This is a genomic window from Yimella sp. NH-Cas1 (assembly GCF_022359705.1).
GTDB lineage: Bacteria > Actinomycetota > Actinomycetes > Actinomycetales > Dermatophilaceae > Yimella > Yimella lutea.
Window position 1 is genome coordinate 2,913,676 of the sequence record NZ_JAKSGG010000003.1, and the last position, 22,611, is coordinate 2,936,286.

At 68.2% G+C, this 22,611-nt stretch carries 19 protein-coding genes; 10 read left to right on the plus strand and 9 right to left on the minus strand.

Features of this window, described 5'->3' with window-relative positions; translation table 11 throughout:
• The first annotated feature begins 184 nt into the window (after positions 1-184).
• Positions 185-409: a hypothetical protein gene (locus tag MF407_RS14370; RefSeq protein WP_239702708.1), complete on the plus strand. Its 225-nt coding sequence runs from the start codon at positions 185-187 to the stop codon at positions 407-409.
• Between the two features lie 3 nt (positions 410-412).
• Here MF407_RS14370 and MF407_RS14375 read toward each other — a convergent pair whose 3' ends face one another.
• Together MF407_RS14375 and MF407_RS14380 are read right to left on the minus strand one after the other, a co-directional pair.
• Positions 413-1,285: an LLM class flavin-dependent oxidoreductase gene (locus tag MF407_RS14375; RefSeq protein WP_239702709.1), complete on the minus strand. Its 873-nt coding sequence runs from the start codon at positions 1,283-1,285 to the stop codon at positions 413-415.
• 78 nt (positions 1,286-1,363) lie between these two features.
• Entirely contained in the window at positions 1,364-2,422 is a 1,059-nt protein-coding gene (locus tag MF407_RS14380) for a metallophosphoesterase (protein ID WP_239702710.1), read from the minus strand.
• A 274-nt stretch (positions 2,423-2,696) separates the two neighbouring features.
• Here MF407_RS14380 and MF407_RS14385 point away from each other — a divergent pair, with 274 nt between their 5' ends.
• Positions 2,697-3,398 carry a peptidase E gene (locus MF407_RS14385; RefSeq protein WP_239702711.1) on the plus strand — a complete coding sequence of 234 codons (702 nt, stop codon included), beginning with the start codon at positions 2,697-2,699 and terminating at the stop codon, positions 3,396-3,398.
• Here MF407_RS14385 and MF407_RS14390 read toward each other — a convergent pair.
• The gene (locus MF407_RS14390; RefSeq protein ID WP_239702712.1) at positions 3,395-4,087 is read right to left on the minus strand and encodes a glycosyltransferase; all 693 of its coding nucleotides are present in this window, start codon (positions 4,085-4,087) and stop codon (positions 3,395-3,397) included. The two genes, MF407_RS14385 and MF407_RS14390, sit on opposite strands and share 4 nt — an antisense overlap.
• Positions 4,088-4,272: 185 nt before the next feature.
• On the opposite strand from MF407_RS14390, the gene MF407_RS14395 reads away from it, so the two are divergent.
• Entirely contained in the window at positions 4,273-5,277 is a 1,005-nt protein-coding gene (locus MF407_RS14395) for an acyl-CoA dehydrogenase family protein (protein WP_239702713.1), read from the plus strand.
• Entirely contained in the window at positions 5,274-6,605 is a 1,332-nt protein-coding gene (locus MF407_RS14400) for a PIG-L family deacetylase (RefSeq protein ID WP_239702714.1), read from the plus strand. The genes MF407_RS14395 and MF407_RS14400 overlap by 4 nt, the downstream gene beginning before the upstream one ends.
• 61 nt (positions 6,606-6,666) lie before the next feature.
• Here the strand turns inward: MF407_RS14400 and MF407_RS14405 are convergent, their stop codons facing one another.
• From MF407_RS14405 to MF407_RS14425, 5 genes are all read right to left on the minus strand, one after another.
• The gene (locus MF407_RS14405) at positions 6,667-7,500 is read right to left on the minus strand and encodes an ATP-binding cassette domain-containing protein (RefSeq protein WP_239702715.1); all 834 of its coding nucleotides are present in this window, start codon (positions 7,498-7,500) and stop codon (positions 6,667-6,669) included.
• Positions 7,497-8,534 (minus strand): ABC transporter permease, encoded by a 1,038-nt coding sequence (locus MF407_RS14410; RefSeq protein WP_129626333.1) that lies wholly within the window; start codon positions 8,532-8,534, stop codon positions 7,497-7,499. Before MF407_RS14410 ends, MF407_RS14405 begins: the two co-directional genes overlap by 4 nt.
• Positions 8,535-8,537: 3 nt before the next feature.
• Positions 8,538-9,542: a substrate-binding domain-containing protein gene (locus tag MF407_RS14415; protein ID WP_129626334.1), complete on the minus strand. Its 1,005-nt coding sequence runs from the start codon at positions 9,540-9,542 to the stop codon at positions 8,538-8,540.
• 153 nt (positions 9,543-9,695) lie between these two features.
• Positions 9,696-10,580, minus strand: coding sequence for a TIM barrel protein (locus MF407_RS14420; protein WP_129626336.1), 885 nt, complete (start codon positions 10,578-10,580; stop codon positions 9,696-9,698).
• The gene (locus tag MF407_RS14425) at positions 10,577-11,581 is read right to left on the minus strand and encodes a Gfo/Idh/MocA family oxidoreductase (RefSeq protein WP_129626338.1); all 1,005 of its coding nucleotides are present in this window, start codon (positions 11,579-11,581) and stop codon (positions 10,577-10,579) included. Before MF407_RS14425 ends, MF407_RS14420 begins: the two co-directional genes overlap by 4 nt.
• Before the next feature lie 177 nt (positions 11,582-11,758).
• Between MF407_RS14425 and MF407_RS14430 the strand changes: the two genes are divergently transcribed.
• Entirely contained in the window at positions 11,759-11,995 is a 237-nt protein-coding gene (locus tag MF407_RS14430; RefSeq protein ID WP_129626340.1) for a biotin/lipoyl-binding carrier protein, read from the plus strand.
• A 15-nt stretch (positions 11,996-12,010) separates the two neighbouring features.
• Here MF407_RS14430 and MF407_RS14435 read toward each other — a convergent pair whose 3' ends face one another.
• Positions 12,011-13,549 carry a CCA tRNA nucleotidyltransferase gene (locus MF407_RS14435; RefSeq protein ID WP_239702716.1) on the minus strand — a complete coding sequence of 513 codons (1,539 nt, stop codon included), beginning with the start codon at positions 13,547-13,549 and terminating at the stop codon, positions 12,011-12,013.
• Between the two features lie 58 nt (positions 13,550-13,607).
• Here MF407_RS14435 and MF407_RS14440 point away from each other — a divergent pair, with 58 nt between their 5' ends.
• The 5 genes from MF407_RS14440 (at position 13,608) to MF407_RS14460 (ending at position 22,526) form a co-directional block, all read left to right on the plus strand.
• Positions 13,608-14,087, plus strand: coding sequence for an NUDIX hydrolase (locus MF407_RS14440; RefSeq protein WP_129626344.1), 480 nt, complete (start codon positions 13,608-13,610; stop codon positions 14,085-14,087).
• 64 nt (positions 14,088-14,151) lie between these two features.
• Positions 14,152-16,596: a DUF6049 family protein gene (locus MF407_RS14445; RefSeq protein WP_239702717.1), complete on the plus strand. Its 2,445-nt coding sequence runs from the start codon at positions 14,152-14,154 to the stop codon at positions 16,594-16,596.
• Complete coding sequence (gene murJ, locus MF407_RS14450) at positions 16,586-20,428, plus strand: murein biosynthesis integral membrane protein MurJ (protein WP_239702718.1); 3,843 nt, start codon at positions 16,586-16,588, stop codon at positions 20,426-20,428. Before MF407_RS14445 ends, murJ begins: the two co-directional genes overlap by 11 nt.
• A 5-nt stretch (positions 20,429-20,433) precedes the next feature.
• Complete coding sequence (gene sigM / locus MF407_RS14455) at positions 20,434-20,985, plus strand: RNA polymerase sigma factor SigM (RefSeq protein WP_239702923.1); 552 nt, start codon at positions 20,434-20,436, stop codon at positions 20,983-20,985.
• Between the two features lie 398 nt (positions 20,986-21,383).
• Complete coding sequence (locus MF407_RS14460) at positions 21,384-22,526, plus strand: hypothetical protein (protein WP_239702719.1); 1,143 nt, start codon at positions 21,384-21,386, stop codon at positions 22,524-22,526.
• Positions 22,527-22,611: the final 85 nt, after the last annotated feature.

Below are 22,611 nucleotides of genomic sequence, written 5' to 3' on the forward strand. Positions count from 1 at the left end.
TGCCGCAGGACGGCGTACAGCACGAAGCCCGCGACCAGTCCCCACAACGCCGATCCGATGAAGGCGATGTGCACGCCGGACTCGGGGATGTTCACGGCGTCCATGGTGCCAGCGGCGCGGGGCTGCCTTGAAAATCGACGCGGATGCGACATGATCGGCGCATCTCGGGGAGCAGGAGGAAACCATGCGTCAAGTGTTCGTGGCGATCGCCGCTGCGTTGTTGGGGTCGAGTGTGCTGACGGGTTGTTGGACCGAGAGGCCCTGCTCGGACGGCGAGTATCCGGTGACCGGCACGGGCACCAATACCGGTGGCTCCGTATGCGTGAAGGACGGTGAGGCGCCCCCGTCCGGCTTCGGCACCTACCCGCCCGGTAAGACGCCGACGGTTGCGGGTGAAACGCCGACCTGAGTCTCAACGAAGCCGAGGGATGACGTCTGTCACAACCGTCTCCAGAGTTTCACGTGAACCCACGTAGACGGTGTCCTCACGCGGCCAATGGGTGATGACATCGGTGAAGCCGAGCTCCGCCGCCCGGCCCACCGTGTCTTCGAACAGCGCCGCGCTCTCCAACGAATACCGATGTCCCGCATCGAGATTCAAGAAGCGCCCGAAACCCGACGGGTCGCGCCCGGCCTTCTCCATCGCCGCGTCGAGTTTGCCGCTGAGGTCCTTCAGAGAGGCCCACCAGTCGTCCTGGTCTTCGCCCTTGATGCCGGTGGTCACCCACCCGGCCCCGAGCGAAACGGCCATGCGGATCGAGCGTGGCCCGTTACCCGCCATGATGAACGGGGTGCGCGGCCGTTGCCGGGGCCCGGGGGCGGTCGCCAGGCCGTCGATCGTGAAGAACTCCCCCTCGTGGCTCACCTTGTCGTTGGTCAGCAGCACGTCGAGCACCTGCGCGAATTCCTCGAAGCGGTCGACTCGCTGCTTCATCGTCAGCTCGGGCCCGCCCAGGATGCGCGCATCGATATCGCCGCCCGTGCCGAGACCCAGTAGGAAGCGTCCGCCGGAAATGTCGTCGAGAGCGGTGATCTCCCGCAGGAACGCGCCGGGGTGGCGGAAGTTCGGCGAGGCGACGAACATGCCCAGCCGCATCAGCGCGGTGACGGTCGACGCCGCCGTGAGGGTCGTGGTCGCCGAGTACCACGGCCCGTCGGGCAGCCCGCTCCAGGTGATGTGGTCGTAGGTCCAGGCGTGGTCGAAGCCGTAGCCCTCGGCCTGCTGCCACAGTTCTTTGGCTTCGGACCAGGGGTGCTCGGGGAGGATCGTGATGCCGAAACGCATGGTTCGACCCTATGGCGCACGGGCGCCCCGTCGACGGAGGATCGGTGCCGCCTGAACGGCACCGATCCTCCATCGGGTTCAGCCGGCGTAGGCGACCCGCTGCCAGGTCAGTGTGTTCGGCGAGCCCTTCTTGGTGATCGTGACCCGCAACCAGTCCTTGTTGTTGTTGGAACCGTCGCAGGTGACACGCTGCAGGTTGTCGACCGAACCCGCGACGCCGTAGGTATTCAGCCACTTGGACCCGGCTGCCAGCGGCTCGTCGTAGTCGTAGATGTGGCTGTCGCCGTTGAAGAGGTACACCTGGCCGTCGAAACCCTGAGCCTGCTTGGCCAACTCCTGCACGTACGGCGTGAACGCGCTGATGTCATCGGGGGTCGGGGTGTAGGTCGGGTCGAACATGTCGGCCTGCTGCATCACCACCACGGCTCGGTCACCACGGCGCTTGGCGTCGGCGAACGTGCTGCGGAGCAACGAAATTGCACCGGCGGTGCGCTGCTTGTAGCCCGCTGTCTGCTCTGGTGTCGGCGCGGTGTACCCCAGTCCACTCCACGGTTGCATGCCGTCGTTGGAGCCCGGCACGTTGATCGCCGCGAACGAGACGTCCTTGATGCGGTACTGCACGTTCTCCGGCAACCCTTGGGACGCCTGGGAGGTGAGGTTCATCTGCTTCTGCCCGAGACTCTTGCCCGGCTCGGCGAAGAAAACCGAGCGCAGCTTGGCTAGGCGTTCGAGCGGGTTGTAGGCGCCGTTGTTCTGGCGGTGGCAGTCGGTCCACTCGTTGTCGCCGGGGGTGTAGATCAGCGGCATCCGAAAGGCGTCGAAGTTCTGCTTGATCATCGCGAAGTACTCATCGGAACAGACGCTCGAACCGTTCTTGATGTCGCCGACGTGCACCACGGAGCTCACCCCGCGGTCGTCGTTGATCTGCTTGATCCAGCTGGGGAACTTCGCGATCTGCGTCGCGCCGTAGGGCACGTCGCCGATCAGCGCGAAGGTGTAAGCGGATCGGTCGTCCGGCACGCCGCCCCGATCGGCCGCGGCCACACCGGGCACGGTGACGGTGGCAGCCAGGGCGAGTGAGCCGGCGAGGACGGAACGGGTACGCAGCACGAGAACTCCCGGGGGAAGGGACGTCATTGGGGACATTTCACTCTCGTGCCCCCGGGTTGCGGGCGGGCCAACCGCAGGTGACGGTTCGCCGAAGCTTCACCGCAGCCGCGGAATCACATCCGTCGCAACCGTCTCGAGGGTTTCACGTGAACCCACGTAGACCGTGTCCTGTCGCGGCCAGTGGGTGATGACGTCGGTGAACCCGAGTTCGGCGGCACGTCCGACCAGGGATGCTCGGCCAGCTGCATGCCGCGGCAGACACCGAGTTGCGCCGGGACTCCACGACCGAAAGGGTCGAAACATGAACGGGACGATCGTGACTCTGGGCGGCGGCGGGTTCTCGGATGCACACCGCGACTCCGCGATCGACAACTTCCTGCTCGACCTGACGGGAGCCTCGACGCCGAAGGTCTGCTTCGTGCCGACCGCGAGCGGGGACGCGGACGGGTACTCGCAGCGCTTCGAGGAGGCTTTCGCGGGCCGCGCGACGACGTCCGTGCTGTCGCTGTTCTGCCACGATCCGTGGGGGTACCTCGACCCGGAGATGCTGCTCGACCAGCACCTCATCTATGTCGGCGGCGGGTCGACCGCGAACCTGCTCGCGGTGTGGCGCCTGCACGGACTCCCCGACATCCTGCGGCGCGCGGCGGCGCACGGCACTGTGCTGGCCGGTATCAGCGCGGGGATGAACTGCTGGTTCGAGCAGTCGTCGACCGACTCCTTCGGACCGCTCGCGCCCTTGGACGACGATCTCGGTTTTCTGCCCGGGAGCGCGTGCCCGCACTATCTCGGGGAGTCCGAGCGCCGAGATCAGTACCTCGGCTGGGTCGCCTCCGGCGCGTTGAAGGACGGGTGGGCGGTCGACGATCACACCGCCCTGGTCTTCCGCGACGGCGAGTTCCTCGAAGCCATCGGTGAGCAGGACGGTCACCCGGCATTCCGGGTCGAACGGCGCGGCGACGAGGCGCTCGAGAGAGCTCTCGATGTCCGTATGCTGCGTTAAGCCGAGACGATCTTGTCCGGCGGTTCGGCGAGGCCGCGCAGGTAGCCCGCGAAACCTTCCGGCGTTCGTGCAACGAATCGTCCGGACGTCACCACGGGCGCCGTCGCGGTGGCGACGACCGCCGCACCATCGCGCCGGATCGCGTCAACGAGTCGGACGTCCTCATGCACCGGCAGCTCCGGGAACTCGCCCGCGCGGCGGTAGGTGCTGAGCCGGACGCCGAGATTCGCTCCGTGCACGTACGGGTGATCCTCCGCCAGGACATGTCGCGCATGCCATGCCTCGATGACGCGCGGATCGACGCCGAGCGTATCGGGCACCACCGTCCCTAGCACCAGATCGGCCCCTCCACAGGCGAGTTCGAGTTGCCGGGTGAGCCAGTGGTCCGGGACGACGCTGTCGGCGTCGGTGTTGGCCACCCAGGCGGCACGGGCGTCCTGCACGCCGGCGAGCGCCGCGGCGTGCTCGACACCGGCGCGACGGGCTGCCCCGACTTGGCCGAAGGCACTGACCAACGCGTGCGCCCAATGCCGAGAGGCGACGATGTCGGCGGAGGAGTCGGTACACCGATCGAGCACGACCACGCAGGTCACCCGGGTTTCGGGCCGTTCGACGCTCAACCGCTCGATCGCAGCTTCGAGGCCGTCGAGGCAGGCAGGCAGCAGCGCCTCCTCGTCGCGCGCCGGCACGACGACAAGGATGTTGCGGGGACAGGTTTCGATGTCGATTCTCGTTTCGGAGGACAATGCGTTTGGGCACACGGTGCCACCTCGCAGTGGTCAAATGGCCGTTGGCAGCGCGCGAAGTTTGCCGCCGAACCCAATGATGCATGCACTTTCGCCCGCAGGGGTGGACGTAGACGAGGGAGACCCCGATGAGTGACCCGCAGGCTCGCGCAGGACTGGCGCCGGACGCCGGACCGGATGATCTCTACGAGCAGGCCCGGCGGTCAGCAGGGGACGCGGCTGAGGCTCTGGCGCTAGCGCCCCGCATCGCCGAGGCGCTGCCGTTGCCCGGGTCGGGATCGACCATCGAACTGTGGGAGGGCCTCGCCCGTCTGGGCATGATCGATCTGACCGTGGCACGCACCATCGAGCCGCAGCTGGACGCGCGGGCGATCCTCGCCGAGTCCGGCGACGACGCGCCCTCCGGCACCTGGGGTGTGTTCGCTGCGGAAGGTCCCGGCGTCCGGCTCACCGCGTCGCCGGACGGGGACGCGTGGAGACTCGACGGGGTCAAGCCGTGGTGCTCGCTGGCTGCACACCTCGACCATGCGCTGGTCACCGCGTGGGTCGACGACTCGCAACGCGGCTTGTTCGCCGTCGACCTGCAACAGGACGCAGTGACCGCCACCAGCGGCACTTGGGTCGCCCGCGGTCTGCCGCAGGTGACGAGTGAGTCCGTCGAGTTCGCCGGGGTTGCGGCCACGCCCGTCGGTGACGCGGGCTGGTACCTGCGCCGGCCGGGGTTCGCGTGGGGCGGCATCGGTGTCGCAGCCGTGTGGTTCGGCGCCGCGGTGGCGCTTGCGTCCGCGCTGACGACCGCCGCCGGGAAACGTAAGCCCGACCAGATCGCCCTCATGCACATCGGGCGCTGCGACGCCGCGCTGCACGCGGCCCGGTGCACCCTGCGGCAAGCTGCGGCCGACATCGATGCGGGCTCCGTGGACGACCCCGGTCTGCTCGCGGCGCGGGTGCGCACGATCGTGGCTCAGACCTGCGAGACGGTGATGACCGCCGTCGACCACGGCCTCGGCCCCGGGCCCCTCGTCGGGAACGAGGAGCACGCCGCCCGGGTCGCCGACCTGCACCTGTACGTGCGTCAGTGGCATGCCGAGCGGGACCTCGCCGCGATCGGTTCGTCCGTGGTGCAGGAATGACGCAGACGTTCGACCTCGCCGACCCGGGCACTCCCGAGCGGGACTGGCTCGCCGCTCTCGCGTCGCGCGACCTTCCGACGCTCGATCTGAGGGCCTTCGAGCACCTCGTCGTCGTGGCCGCGCATCCGGACGACGAGACCCTCGGCGCCGGCGGATTGATGGCTACTGCAGCCGCTCTCGGGCTGAGGATCACGGTCGTCGTTCTGACCGATGGCGCTGCGTCACATCCGAACTCACCGACACACTCTCCGCAAGAACTGCGCCGCATCCGGGAGGCCGAGGTGCGTCACGCCGTGTCGTCGCTGGCTCCGGACGCGTCGGTCGTCACGCTCGGCCTGCCCGACGGCGCGCTGGCCGAGCAGGGCGACAAGCCGGTGAACGCGATCGTCGAGACGATCGGTCTGGACGGCGCGTCCACGCTGTTGCTGTCACCCTGGCACGCCGACCGGCACCCCGACCACGCTGCGGCGGCGCAGGCGGCCGCGCTGGCCGCCCACCGCACGGACGCAACCCACCTCGGCTACCCGATCTGGGCCTGGCATTGGAATTCGGTCGACGAGTTCGCCTGGAAGTCAGCCGTTTCCATCGATCTGACCCCGTCGACCGTCGAATGGAAGCGGACGGCGATCGCGGCGCACACCAGTCAGGTCGAGCCGCTGTCGGACGCCCCAGGCGACGAGGCGCTCCTGCCAGATCACGTGCTGCAGCATTTCGCACGTGCTCAGGAGATCCTGCTGTCGCAGAACGTGATTCAGGATCAAGCTCTTGACGACCTGCACGACGAGCAGGCGGACCCGTGGAACGTCGACGAGTCCTGGTACGAACGGCGCAAGCGAGCGGTGACGCTCGGTCTGCTGACGCGTGCTCGGTACGAGTCGGCGCTCGAGGTCGGCTGCTCGATCGGTGCACTGACCACTGATCTGGCCGAACGCTGCGACCGCGTACTCGGTATCGACGCGAGCGCCCACGCGGTTCGCGCCGCAACCGCACGCGTACCGGTGAATGCCGAAATCCAGCAGCGCGATGCACCCGAGGACTGGCCGGACGGCAGGTTCGACCTGGTCGTGCTGTCCGAGGTCGGCTACTTCCTGAGCCCGCGCCGCTGGGACGCCTTGCTGGACCGCGTTCGCGAAAGTCTGACCGAGGGCGGCGAGGTGCTGTTGTGTCACTGGCTCCCGCAGCCGGACGGATGGCCGATGGACGGCGAGGTCGTGCACAACGCCGCGATCGAGCGCCTGAGCGGAGAAGGGCGGCGCGTCGTCGTGCAGTACCGCGACGACCACGTCCGCATGGAGGTGATCGGACCGAATCCGGTGAGGCCCCACTGATCGAGTTGGTGGAGCCCGGCTCGCAACAGTTGCGAACTGCGGGGGCAGGACGGACGGGCGGTCAGTCGCGCGGCGAGGACTCCAACTGCTCGAGCTCGTGCGACAACTGCTCCAGCTCCTCGCCGCCGGCCATCTGCGCCGTCAGCTCGTCCAGCGTGATCTGCGAACGCTCTCGATCCAGCGCCACACCGCCGAGCTTCAGCACGACGAAGTGACTGCCGACGAGGTAGGCGTGGTGCGGGTTGTGGGTGATGAACACGACGCCGAGGCCGGCGTCCCGAGCCTTGATGATGTACTTCAACACCACGCCCGACTGCTTCACACCGAGGGCGGCGGTCGGCTCGTCGAGGATGATCACCTTGGCGCCGAAGTAGATCGCGCGGGCGATGGCCACACATTGCTTCTGGCCACCGGACAGCGCACCGACGGGTCGGTCGAGGTCGGGGATCCGGATGCCCATCTTCGACAGTTCGGCGCCGGTGATCTTCTTCATCTCGGCGATCTTCATCAACCCGAGCGGGCCACGGATCTCCTTGCCGAGGAAGAAGTTGCGCCACACCGACATCAACGGTGCGAGCGCGAGGTCCTGGTAGACGGTCGCGATTCCGGCGTCCAGCGCCTCCCGCGGCGACTTGAACCGGGTCGGCTCGCCGTTGACCAGCATCTCGCCGGACGTGTGCTCGTGCAGTCCGGCCATGATCTTGATCAGCGTCGACTTGCCGGCGCCGTTGTCGCCTAGCACGCAGGTGACCTCGCCCTGCCGCACGACCAGGTCGACGCCGGCGAGCGCCTCGACGTTGCCATAGGACTTGCCGACGTCCTTCAGCTCGACCACCGGGCCGCGTCCGGACGCGTCCGGCGTCTTCTCCTCCAGAGGGGCACCGATGTCGGTCATCGCTTCTCCGCCTGTCGCCGGATGTAGGTGTTCACCAGAGTGGCGAGCACCAGCATGATGCCGAGGAAGGTCTTCAACCAGTCGGGGTTCCAGCCGGCGTAGGTGATGCCGAGGTTGGTCATGCCGTAGATCAGCGCGCCGAGCGAGGCACCGATCACCGAGCCGTAACCGCCGGTCAACAGACACCCGCCGACGACCGCGGCGATGATGAAGATGAACTCGTCGCCGACACCGATGTTCGACTGCACGCTGCCGTAGTTGAACAGCGTGTGCATGCCCAGCAGCCAGGCGCAGAACCCGACGAACATGAACAGCCCGATCTTCACCTTGGTGACCGGGACGCCGACCGCGCGGGCCGCGTCCGCGTCGCCACCCGAGGCGAGGATCCAGTTGCCGAGCCGGGTCTTGGCGAGCACCAGCGCACCGAGCGCGGTGAGCAGGATCCAGAACAGGACGGTGATCTTCAGGTTCACCCGGCCGATGGTCAGCGAGGCCGCGAAGATGTTCTGCGCCGCGTCGAACCCGTCCATGTCCGAGATCCGCGGCGAGGTGACCCCGCCGGTGATCTTCTTGGTCATCGCCAGGTTGAAACCCTGCAGGATGAAGAAGGTGCCGAGCGTCACCAGGAAGCTCGGCAGCTTCGTCCGCACCAACAACAGCCCGTTGAGGAAGCCGACGAGCAACGCGACCGCGAGCGCCACGATCACCCCGACCCACAGGTTGGTACTGAACTGCCAGGCGAACATCGACGCGACCAGCGCCGATGTCGTCATGGCCACACCGGCGGACAGGTCGAACTCGCCGCCGATCATCAGCAACGCCACCGGCACCGCCATCATCCCGATGGTGGACGCGAGGTACCCGATCGTGCCGATCGCCGCCACCGAACGGAACGGGGGCGCGACGGTCAGGAAGAGGACGAGGACGGCGACCGCTCCGATGAGCGCTCCGACCTCGGGCGTGCTGAGCAGACCGCTGAGCGGCGACCGGGCCTTGACCCGGTCGTCACCCTTCGTCGTCGGTGTGGAACTCATGAATCAGCGGATGCCCTGCGAGGCGTACTTCTCGACCGCGTCGACGTTGCTCTTGTCGATGAACGCCGGCCCGGTGAGCGTCGGCTGACCGCCGCCGACCGTGCTGCCGTTGTACTTGTAGAGCCAGATCGACTGGATCGCGAGGTAACCCTGCAGCCACGGCTGCTGGTCGATCGCGAACTCGATCTTGCCGTCCTTGATCGCCTTCACCAGCTCGGCATTGGTGTCGAACGTGCCGACCTTCGCCTTCGACGACGCCCCGTCGCGGCCCTTCAGCGCGTTCAGCGACACGTCGGCGTTGAGTCCGATGATCCAGTCGATGTTCTTGGCCTGCGAGAGCTTGGCCTGGACGCTGGTGACGATGTTCGGCAGGTTCTTGCCGTCGACGTACAGCGTCTGGGTCGAGGGCACCTTCGCCTTCACACCGGCGCAGCGGTCCTCGAGGCCGACGTTGCCCTGCTCGTGGATGATGCACAGCGGGGTGGTCGCGCCGGCGGCCTTGAGCTTGTCGCCCACCGCTTCACCGGCGGTCTTCTCCGGCTGACCGAAGAACCCGATGAGACCGAACTCCTTGGCCTTGTCGCTGCCGGAGTTCACGCCGACGACCGGGATCTTCGCCTTGGTGGCGTTGCCGACGGCGCCCTTCATGGCGTCCGGCTTGCCCAGGGTCGTGGCAACCCCGGCGACCTTCTTGTCGACGGCGGCCTGCACCAGCGATGCCTGCTTGGTGCCGTCGGGGTCGGCGGAGTACTCGAGCTTGATATTGTACGTCTTCGCGGCCGTCTCGGCACCCTTGCGGACGATGTCCCAGAAGGTGTCGCCGGGACCGGAGTGGGTGACCAGGGCGACGGTCATCGACGGGGTGTCGACGCCACCGTTGCCACCGGCCGCCTTGGAGGACGCCGACTCGGTGGCCTTCTTGCCACCGGAGTCGCTGCTGCACCCGGTGATCGCGAGCGCTGCGGCGGCACCGACGGCCGCCAGTTTGATTGCAGCCTTGCCAGTCATGGCTGTTCCTTTCCGTCACGTCCTTGGGACGGCGATGAAGAAGTGGGACTTTGTCTGCTGGCGACTATCTCAGTCGCCGCGTTCCGGCGGTCGAATCGACACGGGAAGATAACCGACCGTTGCGTGAACGTTGTGGCGCCCTCCCCTTCCGTATCAGTCCAGCGCGATCGACATCAGGTAACCGACCGACCGGCTGACGTCGCCGATGGGTTCCAGATCCGACCCGACCGGATCGACGTCCAGGATCGTGTCCTGTTCGAGCACGTACCAACCGGTGTAGCCGGACGCCTCCAGACTGCGCACGATGCGATCGATCGGCACATCACCGTCGCCGAGCGGCACATACATCCCCTGCGCGACCGCCTGCATGTAGGTCAGCGAGCCGTCCTGCGCCTGCCGGGCGAGGTCGAGGCGCACGTCCTTGAGGTGGACGTGCCCGATGCGGTCGGGGTGTTGTTCGGCGATCGCCACCGGGTCGCCTCCACCGATCAGCAGGTGCCCGGTGTCGAGGCAGAGCGCGATCGAGGAACCCTCGATCACCCGCAGCGCTTCCTGCCCGCTCTCGATCATCGTGCCGACGTGCGGGTGCAGCGTCGCGCACAGACCGTTCTCGGTCGCGGCGGCGTCGATGCGATCGAGATTGTGCAGCAACGATCCCCACTGCTCCTGCTCCAGCACCGGACGGGCGTCGTAACCGTCCTGGCCGGTGGAGGCGGCGATGACGACGGTCGACGCCTGCGCCAACACCAGCGAGTCGATCGCGCTGAGCACTTCCGGCAGCGGGTCGTGGTCCGGGTCATGCAGCACGACCGGCACGAACTGGCCGACCGCCCGCAGGTCGTAGGAGACCAGCGTCTCGACCTTCGCGTCCGGGTTCTGCGGCAGGAAACTGTCTGGGCCGAACTCCGTTGCCTGCAGCCCGATTCCACGCATCTGTTCGAGCACCACTTCGGGCGGCAACTGGTAGCCCCAGCCGGGCACCTCGCACACACCCCAGCTGATCGGGGCGCCGGCGATGCGGGAGGCGAGGGCGCTCATGCCGTGGCGACCTCGTCCATCGACACCGGACGTCCACGCATCCGCGACAGTTCGCAGGCCTCGGCGATCCGGAACGCCTCCAACGCGTCCCGCACCGTGCACGGGCTCTCCCGCAGCCCGGACGCGACGTCGAAGAACGCGGTGAGTTCGGCCTGGTAGGCGGGCAGGAAGCGGTCCATGAAGTTGGTGTGCACCGGCCCCTTGGGGAAGTCGACGCCGTCCTCGGCCGAGACCATCGCGAGGGTGTCGTCGAGCCCGACGCACATCGAACCCTTGCTGCCGAAGACCTCCGTGCGCACGTCGTGACCCTGGCCGTTGTAGCGGGTGGAGGAGATCTGGACGACGGTCCCGGAGTCGAGCGTGAGCATCGCGCCGCCGGTGTCGTAGTCGCCGGACTCCTTGAAGAACTCGGCCCCCTGGTTACCGCCGGTCGCGTAGACGGTGGCGACCTCGCGTCCGGACACGAAGCGCACCACGTCGAAGTCGTGGATGTTGCAGTCGCGGAAGATGCCACCGGATGTCGGGATGTAGGACGCGTGCGGCGGGTTCTGGTCGAGGGTGTGGCTGCGGATCGTGTGGATGAACCCGAGTTCGCCGGCGGCGACGGCCTGCTGCACCCGCTGGTAGCCGTGGTCGAAGCGGCGCTGGAAACCGACGTGCACCGGGGTGTCGGACGCCTCCGCCAAGCGGGTCAGGTCGATCGTCTCGTCCAGCGTGGCGGCGACCGGTTTCTCACAGAAGGTCGGGACGCCGGCCGCGATCGCCTTGCGCAGCATCGGCGCGTGCCCCGGCGTCGGGGTCGCGATCACCAACCCGTCCAGACCGGCAGCGAGCAACGCGTCCTCGCTGTCGACCACCTCGGCGCCTATCCCATCGGCGGCCTTGCGCGCCTGGTCGCCGACGAAGTCGTAGAGCACGAGTTCGTCGACGGATGCAAGGGAGTGGAGCGTGGCGGCATGGAACGCACCGATGCGTCCCACTCCCGTCAGGCCGATGCGCATGGGGTGTCCTTCCGAGCCGTTCGAAGCAGTGGAGCGCCCGGCGGCGCCGCACTCCCAAGCTTTTCGGCCGTCCGGAAGGGTGTCAAGGATTTGTCAGAACAATTGAGCATCGACCGCCGTCCCGGATCAATGACTGATACCGGCGGGTAAAGCTCCCGTCGTGCCACGATGGCCGGCATGGCCCCGTTCAAACGCCCCGCCCGCCAGGACATCGTCAGCGATCTGGTCGCCAACGTCGCCCAGGTGCAGGTCGCCATCGGCGACAAGGTGGAGGCCGGTCAGGAACTGGTGCTGCTGGAGTCGATGAAGATGGAGATTCCGGTGGTGCCCGAATGGGAGGGCACAGTCACCGATGTCCGCGTGGTGCCGGGCGACGTCGTCCAGGAGGGCGACATCCTCGTCGTCCTGGAGTGACAACCCCGCGCGGAACTAGGAGGTTCGCGAGGACTCGGGCTGCTCGGCCCACCAGCGCAACAACTCCTCGCGCGCAGCGTCCTCGCCGACCGGGCCGGCGTCCAGGCGGTAGGCCAGCAGGTGCTTGTACGCGCGGCCCAGCACTGGGCCGGGCGGGATCCCCAACACGGACGCGATCTGGTTGCCGTCCAGCTCCGGACGCACCTTGCCCAGTTCCTCCTGCTCGAGCAGGCGGGCGATGCGGCGCTCAAGATCGTCGTACGTCGCCGCGAGGGTGGCGGCCTTGCGCCGGTTGCGGGTGGTGCAGTCGGAGCGGGTCAGCAGGTGCAGGCGCGCCAGCTGCGACCCGGCGTCGGTGACGTAACGGCGCACCGCGGAGTCGGTCCATTCGCCGCCGCCGTAGCCGTGGAAACGCAGGTGCAACTCGATCAACTTGGTGACATCGCGGATGGTGTCCTTGTCGAAACGCAGTTCCCGCATCCGCTTACGGGCGAGCTTGGCGCCGACGATCTCGTGATGATGGAAGGACACCCCGCCACCGGACTCGAACCTGCGCGTCGCCGGCTTGCCAATGTCGTGCAGCAACGCGGCCAACCGCAGTACCAGGTCGGGTCCATCGACGACCGCGGGTGACTCCAGAGCCTCGACCGACCGCGGACCTTCCAGCGCGATCGCCCGGTCAAGCACGGTGAGCGAGTGTTCGTACACGTCCTTGTGACGGTGGTGTTCGTCGATCTCGAGCTTCAACGCGGGCAGTTCGGGGAGCACCTGCTCGGCCAGACCGGTGTCGACCAGCAGTTCGAGGCCGGCGCGCGGGTCGGGCGCCACTATCAGCTTCACCAGCTCGTCGTGAACCCGCTCGGGCGACACGATGTTGATCGTGGCCGCACGCTCGGTCATGGCCTCGACCACTGACGGCGCGGCGGTGAAGCCGAGCTGTGCGACGAACCGAGCTGCGCGCATCATCCGCAGGGGGTCGTCGCCGAAGGACACCTCGGCCGGCGCAGGCGTGACCAACTCCTTGCGGGCCAGCGCACCGAGTCCGTCGTAGGGGTCGATGAACTCCAGCGACGGCAGCCGCATCGCCATCGCGTTCACCGTGAAGTCCCGGCGGATCAGATCGTCGTTCAGGTTGTCGCCGAACGCGACGATCGGCTTGCGAGTCACGCCGTCGTACGCGTCCGCGCGGTAGGTCGTGATCTCGACCTTCCACTGCCCCTTCTGCGCACCGATCGTGCCGAAGTCACGGCCGACGTCCCAGGTGGTGGACGCCCACGGTTTCAGCAAGGCCTCGGTCTGCTGCGGCGAGGCAGACGTGGTGAGGTCGATGTCGACGCTTCCGCGCCCCAGGAACGCATCGCGCACCGGACCACCGACGAGCGCCAGTTCGTGGCCGGCACCGGTGAAGATCTCACCGAGTTCGGTGAGCACCTTCAGATGGGGCGCGAGGTGGGTGACCGCACGCTCGCGAAGAACGCGCAACGACGCCGCTGACTGTGCTGCGGACGGCGCGGCGGACTCTGGGGTCGGGGAGGGGGACTGCTGATCGGGCACCTCCAAAGGTTAGGTCGAAGTCTTCTACCGGGCCGCATCGCCTGGTTACAGTGAACAAATGACCCTCCAAGTTCCTCGAGCCAGTCGCCCGCAGCGGCGACTGCCGTCGTTGGAGGAGATTTCCGCGGGTGGAGTGGTGATCGACGTCCGCTCCGGAGCCGCCTGGCTGGCGCTGATTGCCCGCTACAACCGAGCCGGACGCCTGGAATGGTGCCTGCCCAAGGGTCACGTCGAGCCCGGCGAGACGCTGGTCGAGACAGCAGTGCGCGAGGTCGCCGAGGAAACCGGCATTTACGGTCGCGCCCTGGTCACGCTCGGCACCATCGACTACTGGTTCAGCACCCCTCGATTTCGGATCCACAAGCGAGTGCACCACTATCTTCTCGAGGCACTCGACGGCGAGATCACGGTCGAGAACGACCCCGACCAGGAAGCCGTCGACGCGGCCTGGTTCCGGCTGGACGAGGTCGATTCCCGGCTGACCTTCGCCAACGAGCGCCGTATCGCCCACATGGCCTGGCGCCGGCTTGCCGGTTGACCGGCCGATCGACCCGCGAGCGGAGACCGTGCACCCCTCCTCGTTCCCGCGACGGGCACGGACGTTGTCCCTGCTCGTCATGTGTCTTGTGGTGCTCGGCGCGCTGTCCGTCCCGCCGACGCTCGCGGCCACGAAACCTGCGACGGCGGCGGCCCAGACCGACATCCGCATCGGACTCGATCCGACCGCCGTGCCGATCGTCACCGGGGACGACGGTGTCGACGTCGTCGGGTCGATCAGCAACGACTCCGACACCGCGATCGACGACGGCACTGTGCACGTGGCTCTGTCCGGAGCTCTGCTCGACACACCAGGGGCCGTCTCGACATGGGAGGCCGGACGCTCCCAGGCAAAACCCGAGACGGTGGCCAGCGTGTCGGTGGGCGCGATCGCACCGGGCGCCGTCCGTCAGTTCCGGGTGAAGATTGCGGCGGCACGCATCCCGTGGAAGTACCAGTTGGCAGCACTGCCGATGACCCTACGGCTGACCGAGGGCCGCACGGTCACCTCCGCGTCCACCCGTTCCTTCACCCGCACCACCCTGCAGATGCAGCGCGGCGCAGTCGATTCTCCGCTGAACATCGGCTGGGTGATCCCGCTGACCCTGCCCGCCGATCCCGCGCTGTTCGGCCCGAGCGGACCGGATCGTGACCAGGCCTGGGCCCGCGCGATCGGGCCGGGCTCCAGGATCGATCAGCTGATCACCGGGCTGGCCGACCAACCGGTCACCTGGCTCATCGACCCGATCCTGCTCGACCCACCGGCCGCAGCCGACGACAACGTCCCGGCCGGCACCATCGACGACCCGGCCACGTCCACCGACACCTCGGTGGGATCCGACCAGGCCCGGCGTGATGACGCATCCCCCACGCCCTCCGCCACTGCTTCCAGTACGCCGTCCGCCGGCTCGTCGACCACACCGTCCGCCACCTCGTCGCCCACCTCGTCGCCCGCTGCGTCGGCGGACCCGAGCCCGTCCACGAGTGCCTCTGCGACGGCGTCGAGCGGCGAACCGGATCCGAGCGAGTCCACACCGACCTCGGACCCGACCGACCCGCCGCCGGCGGACCCCATCCCGTCCAACACCGTCGAGACCCTCACCGCCGAGCTGCTGACCAAGCTGCGTGGCCTGCCGTCGGACCAGACGATCTGGTGGAGCGGCTACGACGACCCGGACGTGCTGACCTTGCTCCAGCGCGATCCCGCTTTGCTGCAACGGGATCTGCGTCGTCCGCTGCCCCCCGCCCTGCGGGCACTGAGCACGCAGCGCGCTGTGTGGCCCCAGGGTGAGGTCGGCGCCGGCGACGTGCGCCGGATCGCCGGCGCATGGACGTCGGCCGGACAGGCGACCCCGATCGTGGTGCTGCCGCGTCGGGCCGCGGCGGACCCGAGCGCACCGGTCACGGGCAGCGTCCGGAAGGTGGCGGGAACCGGAGGCGTCGTGCTGTACCACGAGGACCTCAGCGCCACCGTGAGCTCGGCCGGCGGCGACCCCGGACTGCGGGCGGCGAAGTTCCTTGCGTCGTCGATCGCGATCTACCAGCAGGCGCCCGGCAGCGACCGGAGCCTTACCGTCGCCGTCCCGAGGCAGGGCACGACGTCCCCGGCGGCGATCAAGGCGACGATCGGGGCGATCCGCAGTTCGGCATGGATCTTCGACCTGGCCGGTGGTGCCATGAACGGCACGGATCCCAAGGCCCGCCCGACCGCACTGCTTCCTGCACCGGCTAGAGGGCCCGCTTACCCACCCGTGGCTGCGAGTGCCCTCAGCCCGGAGTTGATCGACCGCCTGGGGCGTCAGCGCCGGCGAGTCAACACCCTCGGCACCATCCTGGTCGACTCCGGTGATGTGGTCGACGCCCGTCACCGTGCCCTCGATGTCATCGGCTCGACACGGTGGCGCGGCCACCCGGGCGCCCTGCAGATCGTCAGCCGCACCCAGTCCGATTCGCTGCGAGCGATCTCGGGCAAGGTCAGCGTCAACCCCTCGACGGTGAACTTCTTCGCCGATTCAGGACGCCTGGCGATCACGATCGTGAACGATCTCAATCGCGACGTGCACGACGTCGTCCTACGACTCCAACCCCGCAAGTACCTGCTGCGCATCGGCAGTCAGCCCGCGCCGCTGGACCTGCCGGCAAACTCCCGGATCGCCGTCCGCAGCGAGGTAGAGGCGATCTCGCCCGGACGCGTCCAGGTCGACGCCCAATTGACGAACGCCGACGGTGCACCGATAGGCAACGCGAACGAGGTGACCCAACTCGAGATCAACGTGCGCCCGACGTCCACCTGGATCTACTGGGTGCTGGGTATCGTGGGCGGGCTGGTGCTGATCTTCGGACTGTGGCGCAGCCTGCGCCAGGGCCCGCGACGCACCACGCTCGATCCGACCAGCACCAAGGCGACCCCGCCGGACGCGATCGTCGCGACCGCGCCGAGTCGCATCGGGCAGCTGGACCCCGACGACGAGTCCCCGACCACGAAGGCATCACCACCCGATGAGCGCTGAGGCATCCAGACCGTCCGTTCTGCGTTCGAGCGCGGTGATGGCCGCGGGGACGATGGTCTCCAGAGTTCTGGGTCTGGTCCGCACGATCCTCCTGGCCGGCGTCCTCGGCGCGACCACGCCGGTCGGTAACGCCTTCGCGACCGCGAACACGCTGCCGAACATGATCTACATCCTGCTCGCGGGCGGGGTGCTCAACGCCGTGCTCGTGCCGCAGATGGCGCGGGCGCTCAAGCACGACGACGGCGGCCAGGGTTACACCGACAAGCTGCTCACGTTGGCGATGTCGATCCTGCTCGTGGTGACGATCGTCTTCACGGTCTCAGCCCCGCTGGCGTACTTCGTCATGGACTTCTCGGGCGCCACACCGACGACGCTCGGTATCGCGTTCGCCTACATCTGCATTCCGCAGATCATGTTCTACGGGATCTACACGCTGCTGGGCGAGAACCTCAACGCGCGCGGCCGGTTCGGTGCGTTCATGTGGTCGCCGGTGCTGGCGAACGTCGTCGCGATCGCGGGCCTGGTCTGGTTCTGGTTGGGCACGCACCCGGACGAGGTCGCCGACCCCGAGCGGTGGACCTGGAAGATGATCGCGGTCCTGGCGGGTAGCGCCACGCTCGGCATCGTGGCCCAGGCGCTCGTGCTGATCATCCCGCTGCGCCGTGCCGGGTACACCTTCCGACCCAACTTCCACTTCCGCGGTGTCGGGCTGCGCACGGCCTCGACCATCGCGATCTGGGCGTTCGCCGCGGTCATCGTCCAACAGTTCGGTCTGATCGTCAGCACGAACGTGCTCAACGCCGTGCCGGAGGGGTTCGGCGGAACCCTGGCCCAGCAGACGGCCTTCCTGCTGTTCATGCTGCCGCACTCGATCGTGACGATCAGCCTGGTCACCGCGCTGTACACGCGGTTGTCCCACGCGGCCGCCGAAGGACGCACGACGGCGGTCAAGGACGACCTCGACACCGGGCTGCGACTGTCGTCGCTGGCCAGCATCGCGGTCACCGTCGGCTCGCTGGTGTTGGTGCGTCCGCTCACCGAGGCTGTCTGGGGTCCGGTCGACGGCGGCGCGATCGGCACCATGACCATCGCGATGATGCTGGGTCTGGTGCCGTTCACCGTGTGCGTGCTGGTGCAGCGCGTGTTCTACGCCTACGAGGACGCGAAGACGCCGTTCTGGATGCAGCTCGGCTGCACCGCGGTGGCCGTGGTGCTGACCATGTTCGCGCTCCTGCTGCCGAACGCCTGGATGGGCCCGGGCGTCGCGTTCGCGCAATCGGTCAGCTACCTGGTGCAGGCGGTGATGGGCTGGTTCCTGCTGCAGCGCCGCATCGGACACATCCCGATCACCGGGGCCGTACGCACCTACCTGCGTCTGACGGTCGCCGCGATCGTGGCGGCGTTGGTGGCCGCGATCGCCCGTTTCGGTATCGAGTCGGTGCTGGGCGACGGACGCACCGGCAACATGGTCACCGTCCTGGTAGGCGGCGGGCTGTTCCTGCTGGTCTACATGACCCTCGGCCGCCGGTTCGGGGTGAGCGAGATCAACCAGCTGCTCGACCCGGTGCTGTCCCGAATCCCCGGCCGCGCACGACCCGCCTCCACACCCGCCGCCACACCGGCCGAACCGCAGTCCGGTACGCCCGAGCAGAACGAACAGACAGAACAGATGCTGGACGAGGCTGCGACCGGTGAAACGGTCGCTGCGGCGGCCATTCCACCGGAACGGCGCTACTTCGCCCCCGACGCCGACTCCACGCAGACCGTCCCCGTGGGCGGCCAGGACTACTCGGGTTCGGCCCGTCCGCTCGACCTGCGGATGCCGTTGCCGCGGGTGACTGCCCGCGTCGACCGGCCGAACTCCGACGATCACACTCCGAGCCACACCCGGAACGGCTCTCCGGAGAACCCACGGTCCGCGGCGGACGCGCCGACGAACCTTAGGATGGGCCAGGCTGCGGCAGGGGAGACGCCGACAGGTGCTCACGAGACGGCTGCGACCAACCGGTCCACGAATGAGGGAGAACACGTGCAGGGCATCGAGTCCGGCCAGGAACTGGCCGGCCGCTACCTCGTGCGTCAGGTCTTCGCGTCCACCGATCTGAAGCAGGTCTGGACCGCGACGGACCAGACGCTGAGCCGCGACGTCACGGTCACTGTGTTCGACGCGAACGGCGAACACGCTGCCGCAGCACTCGACTCCGCGCGCCGCGCAGCCGCCGTGGAGGACCGCCACCTGCCGCGAGTTCTCGACGTCGGCACCCAGGACGACATCTCCTACGTCGTGTCCGAAGCGCTCGGTGGTTCGGAATCGATCGCGTCGATGCTCCAGTTCGAGCCGCTGCCGGCGGAGGAGGCACGCCGCATGGTCGGCGAGGCAGCGACCGGTCTGCACGTTGCCGCCGGTCGCGGTCTGCACCACCTCGCACTCACACCGCACGAGATCGTCCGCGGACGCGACGGTTCGGTCTACGTGCTCGGTACCGCCACCGAGTCCGCGCTCGCCGGTGCGGATGACGTGCCGTCGGCCGACGCGTCCCGCCAGGACACCGTCGGGCTCGTCCAGGTGTTGTACGCGGCCCTGACGGGTAAGTGGCCGGGCGAGGACGAGGTTCGCGGAGTGCCGTCCGCGGCCCGAAACTCCGACGGCGACGTCGCGCCGGCGACCTCGCTACGCCGCAACGTCCCCAAGGACATGAATTCCCTGTGCCTCGCGGTGCTCGGCGACGACGCGGGTCCGCGGACGCCGGGCGAACTCGCCGCACAACTGGCGCCGTGGTCGTCGGAGATCGTGCGCGACGAACCCCAGGAAAAAAGCGTCGCGGCAAAACCCGACAACACCGACGAACTGTCCAAGGCTGGTGCCGGCAAGACCGGCGCCGGCAAGACGGGCGCCGCCGGTGCGGCCGGTGCGGTTGCGCTGGGTGCGAGCGCCGCCACGGGTCGCCCGTCCTCGGTGGCAGGTGGCTCCGACCGCGACGGCAGCGACGACGACAGCAGCGACGACAGCAGCGACGACACCGCGCACTTCACCCCCGCGCCGACCGACCCGGACGCGACCCACACGTTCGACGCGACGGCGATGGCCGACCGGCGCCGTGAGGACGACGACTACGACCCGTCGTTCAGTGAACTCGACCCGCCGCTGCCGATGCTCAACACCGGCCACGACGACCCCGACCACGACACCAGCAAGCTGGCTCTGGCGATCGTCGCGGCATTCCTGGTGGCTGCGCTGGTGCTCGGCATCATCGGTATCAGAGGCCTGTTCACCGGTGGTGGGGACGACGCCGACAGTGCCTCACAGCGTCCCGGCGTCACCACGTCCGCGCCGTCCGGATCCGGCACGTCCGGCGCTGGGTCACCCTCGACTCCGTCGACTCCCCGTGGTCAGAAGCTTCCCGTTCAGTCGGTCACCAGCTTCGACCCGCAGGGCGATGGTGACGAGCGCAACGAACTGGCAAGGAACGTCCTCGACGGCAACGTCGACACGGTGTGGATGTCCCAGGTCTACGGCCGCGCCGACTACCAGGGCGGGCGCAAGAAGGGCGCCGGACTGCTGCTCGACCTGGGCAAGCCGACACAGGTCGGATCGGTGAAGATCCACACCGTCAACAACCCGTCGACCATCCAGGTCTTCGTGACCGACCGGAAGGATTCCGTCGAAGGGCTGCAGCCGTTCGGTGAGATGACGGACAAGGTCGGCGAATACACGGTCACGGGAAAGACCCCGGTGACCGGCCGGTACGTCATCCTTTGGGTGACCAAACTGGCCGCCGGCAACCTTGGTGGTTTCCGGGAGCGCATCGCAGAGGTGGAGGTTCTTTCGTGACGCACCTGGAGGATCTGGCGCAGCGGACGGACCGTGACCTGCTCGCGGCTCACTGTGCCGGTGACGCAGACGCCTTCGGCGAGCTGTTCAAGCGGCACAAGGACCGCATGTGGGCTGTCGCCGTACGCACCTGCCGCGACCCGGAACTGGCGGCGGACGCCGTCCAGGACGGCTTCATCTCCGCCTTCCGGCGGGCCGACTCCTTCCGTGGCGACGCGCAGGTGACCACCTGGCTGCACCGGATCATCGTCAACGCCTGCCTCGACCGGTTGCGCCGGGTGAAGCCGACCTCCGAACTGCCGGAGTACGAGCTCGCCGACCGCCGCGACGAGCACTCCAGCACGGTCGTCCGACTGGACGTCCAGGAAGCTCTGGGCAAGATCCCGGAGGCGCAACGGCTGGCGCTCACGCTCGTCGACATGCAGGGCATGTCGGTCGCCGAGGCGGCCGAGGTGCTCGAGGTCGCCGAGGGCACGATCAAGTCACGCTGTGCGCGCGGACGTGCCGCACTGGCCGAACTGCTGGTCGACAAGCACGGCGAGGGTTACGTCCGCTGACCGGTCTGACCTGCGCAGTAGCCCTACGGCTCGCCTTCGTGGGCCACCAGCACGCGGTCGCCGGACGGGTGAAGGTGACCAGGTCCGGCATTGCCCCGACCGTCACATCGCGCACCTCGGGCAGGTAGGAAACGTCGAAGAAGGCGATCGTGAAGACTTGGTGATCGGCGTTACGGGAACCATTGCCGGCTTGACGCATCGGAGTTGACGGCCCCGGGCGGATCGTCGCGGGCGGGCCGATGACATCGGACGACAAAAAAGTTGAACCCGCACGGAACCGAACCGGAACCTGGGAACGTCGGACCACCTGACAGGCCTGGAGCACACCCTTGTGCTGCAGTCACTCGGACCGGTGAACGCGCCGGGACGACGGACATCACGGAAGGAACGACGTGAGCATGAAGCCACCTCAGGGGCTTGACGCTGCGTTCGAGGACGACCCGCACGGCGTCCGCGAACTGCTGCGCGGCCTGCCTGCTCCCGGCCCGATGCCCGCCGACGTGTCCGACCGTATTCGTGACGCGCTCGCCCAGGAGCGCACTCCTGCCGATGGCGAGTTGCATGGCGTCGACATCGACCACTACGGCGCACCGTCCGATGACGAGCGCGTCCGTGAACTGCTGCGCGAGTTGCCCGACCCCGGCCCCATGCCCGCAGGCGTCACCAACAGCATCCTCGCCGCGTTCGCCGCGCAGCGATCGGGCCACCGGTCGACCGACGACAGCACGGACGAGAACGCCGATCCCAGTGGAATCCGCGACCTGCTGCGTGAACTGCCCGACCCGGGTCCGATGCCGACTGCGGTGTCCAAGCGCATCGAGTTCGCACTGGCCGACGAGCGCGCGACTGCGCACGACGCCGACCCGACCGGAATGCGCGATCTGCTGCGCGAGTTGCCCGACCCCGGGCCCATGCCGAGTTCGGTCGCCGACCGCGTCGAGGCTGCGCTGGCCCATGAAGCCGGCCGACGCGACGAGCGCCCGGACAACGTGACCCCGCTGCGCAGCCGTACCGGTGGTTCCCGGGCGGCGTCCACACCGCCGGCGACTCGACGCACCGGCATGCTGCGGCTGGTCGGTGGCGCGGCTGCGGCCGCTGTCGCGGGTGTGATCGCCTTCGGTGCCTTCCAGTCGATGGACAACGACGCTCCGCCCACCCAGGCTGTGCCCACCAAGTCGGTCGACGGCACCAACGTCGCCGACAAGGTGCACGTCACCAGTTCGGAGAAGAACTACACCGCGGCGTCGTTCCGGACCGACGCGGCCGCGCTCGCCGAGGCGGACGTCGGGCCCGGCCTGGCGCCCGCGGACGCGAACAAGCTGGGGTCGGTGGCAACCAAGGACGGCGCGCTCAGCTGCGCGTCCGCCATCGGCAAGGGAGTGCTGGACGAGTCCTCTCGCATCACCGTCGACATCGCCCGGTACGAGAGCAAGCCGGCCCTGGTCGTCGTCGTCACCAAGGACGGAAAGTCGACCGGTTGGGTGCTCAACCGCAACTGCGATTCCAACCAGGCGCCGGTCGCCGGTCCCACCCAGGTCTGACCTGCTCGCGGGTGCTCACCCGGTGATCGGTGGGGGAATGATTCGCGCCTACCATCGGTTGAGCACATCGCCGTCTTCAGCCGAT

Coding starts and splice junctions, on each gene's coding strand:
- MF407_RS14370 (WP_239702708.1), top strand. CDS start 185: ATGCGTCAAGTGTTCGTGGCGATCGCCGCTGCGTTGTTGGGGTCGAGT.
- MF407_RS14375 (WP_239702709.1), bottom strand. CDS start 1,285: ATGCGTTTCGGCATCACGATCCTCCCCGAGCACCCCTGGTCCGAAGCC.
- MF407_RS14380 (WP_239702710.1), bottom strand. CDS start 2,422: ATGACGTCCCTTCCCCCGGGAGTTCTCGTGCTGCGTACCCGTTCCGTC.
- MF407_RS14385 (WP_239702711.1), top strand. CDS start 2,697: ATGAACGGGACGATCGTGACTCTGGGCGGCGGCGGGTTCTCGGATGCA.
- MF407_RS14395 (WP_239702713.1), top strand. CDS start 4,273: ATGAGTGACCCGCAGGCTCGCGCAGGACTGGCGCCGGACGCCGGACCG.
- MF407_RS14400 (WP_239702714.1), top strand. CDS start 5,274: ATGACGCAGACGTTCGACCTCGCCGACCCGGGCACTCCCGAGCGGGAC.
- MF407_RS14405 (WP_239702715.1), bottom strand. CDS start 7,500: ATGACCGACATCGGTGCCCCTCTGGAGGAGAAGACGCCGGACGCGTCC.
- MF407_RS14410 (WP_129626333.1), bottom strand. CDS start 8,534: ATGAGTTCCACACCGACGACGAAGGGTGACGACCGGGTCAAGGCCCGG.
- MF407_RS14415 (WP_129626334.1), bottom strand. CDS start 9,542: ATGACTGGCAAGGCTGCAATCAAACTGGCGGCCGTCGGTGCCGCCGCA.
- MF407_RS14420 (WP_129626336.1), bottom strand. CDS start 10,580: ATGAGCGCCCTCGCCTCCCGCATCGCCGGCGCCCCGATCAGCTGGGGT.
- MF407_RS14425 (WP_129626338.1), bottom strand. CDS start 11,581: ATGCGCATCGGCCTGACGGGAGTGGGACGCATCGGTGCGTTCCATGCC.
- MF407_RS14430 (WP_129626340.1), top strand. CDS start 11,759: ATGGCCCCGTTCAAACGCCCCGCCCGCCAGGACATCGTCAGCGATCTG.
- MF407_RS14440 (WP_129626344.1), top strand. CDS start 13,608: ATGACCCTCCAAGTTCCTCGAGCCAGTCGCCCGCAGCGGCGACTGCCG.
- murJ (WP_239702718.1), top strand. CDS start 16,586: ATGAGCGCTGAGGCATCCAGACCGTCCGTTCTGCGTTCGAGCGCGGTG.
- MF407_RS14460 (WP_239702719.1), top strand. CDS start 21,384: ATGAAGCCACCTCAGGGGCTTGACGCTGCGTTCGAGGACGACCCGCAC.